This is a genomic window from Sulfuricurvum sp. (assembly GCF_023229695.1).
GTDB lineage: Bacteria > Campylobacterota > Campylobacteria > Campylobacterales > Sulfurimonadaceae > Sulfuricurvum.
Map to the genome: position 1 here is coordinate 1 of NZ_JALNYS010000045.1, position 2,978 is coordinate 2,978.

General features: G+C 44.3%; 2 protein-coding genes. One reads left to right on the forward strand and one right to left on the reverse strand.

Annotated elements, in window-relative coordinates; translation table 11 throughout:
* A partial coding sequence (ligA, locus tag M0P91_RS15110) for an NAD-dependent DNA ligase LigA (protein ID WP_295069345.1) occupies window positions 1–1,575 on the forward strand: 1,575 nt, incomplete at its 5' end.
* Between the two features lie 73 nt (window positions 1,576–1,648).
* Here the strand turns inward: ligA and M0P91_RS15115 are convergent.
* On the reverse strand, window positions 1,649–2,842 hold the full coding sequence (locus M0P91_RS15115) for an FAD-dependent oxidoreductase (RefSeq protein WP_295069348.1): 1,194 nt from the start codon (window positions 2,840–2,842) through the stop codon (window positions 1,649–1,651).
* Window positions 2,843–2,978 lie beyond the last annotated feature (136 nt).

Consider the following 2,978-nt stretch of genomic DNA (forward strand, 5'->3'; position numbering starts at 1 on the left):
GCGATTACGCGTGGTGATGGCAGCATTGGTGAAGACGTTACCCAAAATGCCAAGACGATACAGAGTATCCCTCTCACGATCGATTATAAAGAGCGGATTGAAATACGGGGTGAAGTGGTCATTTTTAAAGAGGATTTTGAAAAGATTAACGAAGAGCGGTTAAAAAATGGGGAGACCCTTTTTGCCAATCCCCGTAATGCGGCGGCGGGAAGTTTACGACAGCTTGATACTCGTATAACGGCATCACGCCGTTTGGTTTTTATGCCTTATGGGATTGGGGCAAATGCATTGGAGATTAAAAATCTCTCTGAACGGATGGAGTGGGTGTATGCTCTGGGGTTTCGCAATCCGCACATGACCCATCTGTGTGAGAGTTCGGAGCAGATTGAGACATTTTATCATGAGATGCGTGTTGAACGGGATAACTTCGCGATGCTTCTCGATGGGATGGTGATCAAAGTCGATTCGATTTCGGTGCAGGATGAGTTAGGTTATACGGTCAAAAATCCCCGTTGGGCGGCGGCGTACAAATTTCCTGCGATCGAAAAACTTACGCGTCTTAACGAGGTTATATTGCAAGTAGGGCGCAGTGGCGTAGTTACCCCTGTGGCCATTGTGGAGCCCGTCTCGATAGAGGGGGTTGTGGTAGAGCGCTCAACCTTGCACAATTTCGATGAGATTGAGCGTAAAGATATCCGACTCGGGGATAAAGTGATCATTTTGCGAAGCGGTGATGTTATCCCTAAAATTGTCAAAGTCATTGTATCTGAGCGCGACGGAAGTGAAAAAGTCATTCCAAGACCCTCTCATTGTCCCGTTTGCAACAGCGAATTATTGGATGAGGGGGCATTGATCAAGTGTCAAAATTTGGATTGTGAAGCACGCGTGGTCAACTCGATTATCTATTTTGCTTCCAAGCAATGCCTTAATATCGATGGTTTAGGGGATAAAATCGTTGAAGTTCTTCACCAATCGGGGATGGTGCGGGAGCTGATTGATTTATTTCATCTCACGATGGATCAGCTTCTTTCACTCGAAGGGTTCAAGGAGAAAAAGAGCCGAAATCTCATCGATGCCATTCGTGCTTCCAAAGGGTGTGATTGTTGGCGTTTTATCAATGCACTTGGGATTGAGCATATCGGTGAAGTTGCTTCCAAAACACTGTGCAATGCATTTGGAACCGCATTTGACCGTGCGAGTCGTGAAGCAATTTTGGCACTTGATGGATTTGGAGGAGAGATGGTTGAATCGATCCTTGAATTTGTCCGTGTAAACGGTGCAAAAATCGATGCGTTACGAGAGGTATTAGCTCCGATTGAACCGGTTAAAAAAATAGCTGTTGATAATCCTTTTAAAGAAAAAACTGTTGTCGTAACGGGAGCTATGAGTGTATCGCGTGATGTGATTAAAGCAATACTGGAAGATTTAGGGGCAAAAGTCGCTTCATCCGTCTCAAAGAAGACCGATTTTGTGATTTATGGTGAAGATGCGGGGAGTAAATACGATAAGGCAGTTGAATTAGGGGTTCCACTGTTAACAGAAAGTGAATTTCGGGAGAAAATTTCTGCCTCGTAGAGGCAAGCTTTAGCGCCATAGCGGCTAGCGTAGGGAAAGGGGCTTTTGCTCCTTTCTCATTCAAAAATTATCTTTAACGTCGCTTTCCGATAGCGCTTCTTCGGCGCAAAGGGAGAGTGTAGAGGTGAAAAATAGCCTTTTTGATTAAATAGGCGAGATACCCTTTGACTTTGATCCCTCCCGGGAGAAGTCCCGCACCGTATTCACCCCCTAGAGCGATCATCACCCCCTGATTTTTGAAACGAAACGGCTGTTTTTGTTTCCCTTTTAGCGAGGATAGGATGTTTCGCGCTGCGTGTTCGCCGCCACGTTCCGCCAACTGTGCGGTAGGGGGGATAAATTTTCCCTCTTCGTTTAATGCTTGAGTTATGTCACCGATCGCGTAGATATTTTCATAGGTCGGAATATTGAGATTCTCATCGACAATCAAGTGCCCTTTATTGTTCGTTTCAAATCCAAGATATTGAGTGAGTGTCGATGCAGCGATCCCGCCCGTAAAAATCATAAATTCAAAGTCCAAAATTTTACCGTTATCGAGAAGAATCTCTTGTTCTCGCACTTCGCTGATACGGTTATTATGCCATACGTGTACACCCAGTTTGATAAGACGCTCATAGGCGCTCTCAATCAAAAAGGGATCCATTCCAAAGAGGATACTTTCATACGCATCGATGAGGTAAACATCGATTCCACGGCATCCAAAATTGCCATTTTGGTAAAAAGAATTGGCATACGCCGCCATCTCTGCGGCAATCTCTACCCCCGAAAGTCCCGCTCCACCAATAACAATATTAAAAGGTTCCACATCACAGCTGCGGCTTTGTGCCTCGATCCGATCATAGAGTGCTCTTTCAAATTGCTGTTTAAACTCCAAAGCAGCGGGGATGTTTTTTACCCCGTGTGTATAATCGCGCAGTCCAGGGATAAAATCGGGAAAATAGGTTCGGCTTCCGGTTGCAATAATGAGCTGATCGTAGTGTAGCGATTCCTTCGACGTTATGACTTGATTATGGGTGGAATCGATACCGTTCACCTCTTCGCACAAAAAGCGAACCGAAGCAAAACTTTTGGCTAACGAGGGGAGATCAATCATCACATGAGACATATCGACTTTATTGGCGATAAAATCATACACCTCGGCTTGCATATAATGATAGGGATTTTTATCGATTAGGGTTAATGTGATATTAGTATGTTTTGCAAGAGATTCGAGTGCCCGAATGCCGCCGTATCCGCCGCCGATGATCACTACATGAGTCGATTTCAATGAATTTCCCTGACTTTTTTGCAAATGGTAGCGCAATTTTGATCCATTCACAATTGCTTATGGGTGATAAAAGGTATAATTTTAAATATTTAAAAAGATTGAGTGATATTGATCTTCAAGTGGTTAAATGGGTTTA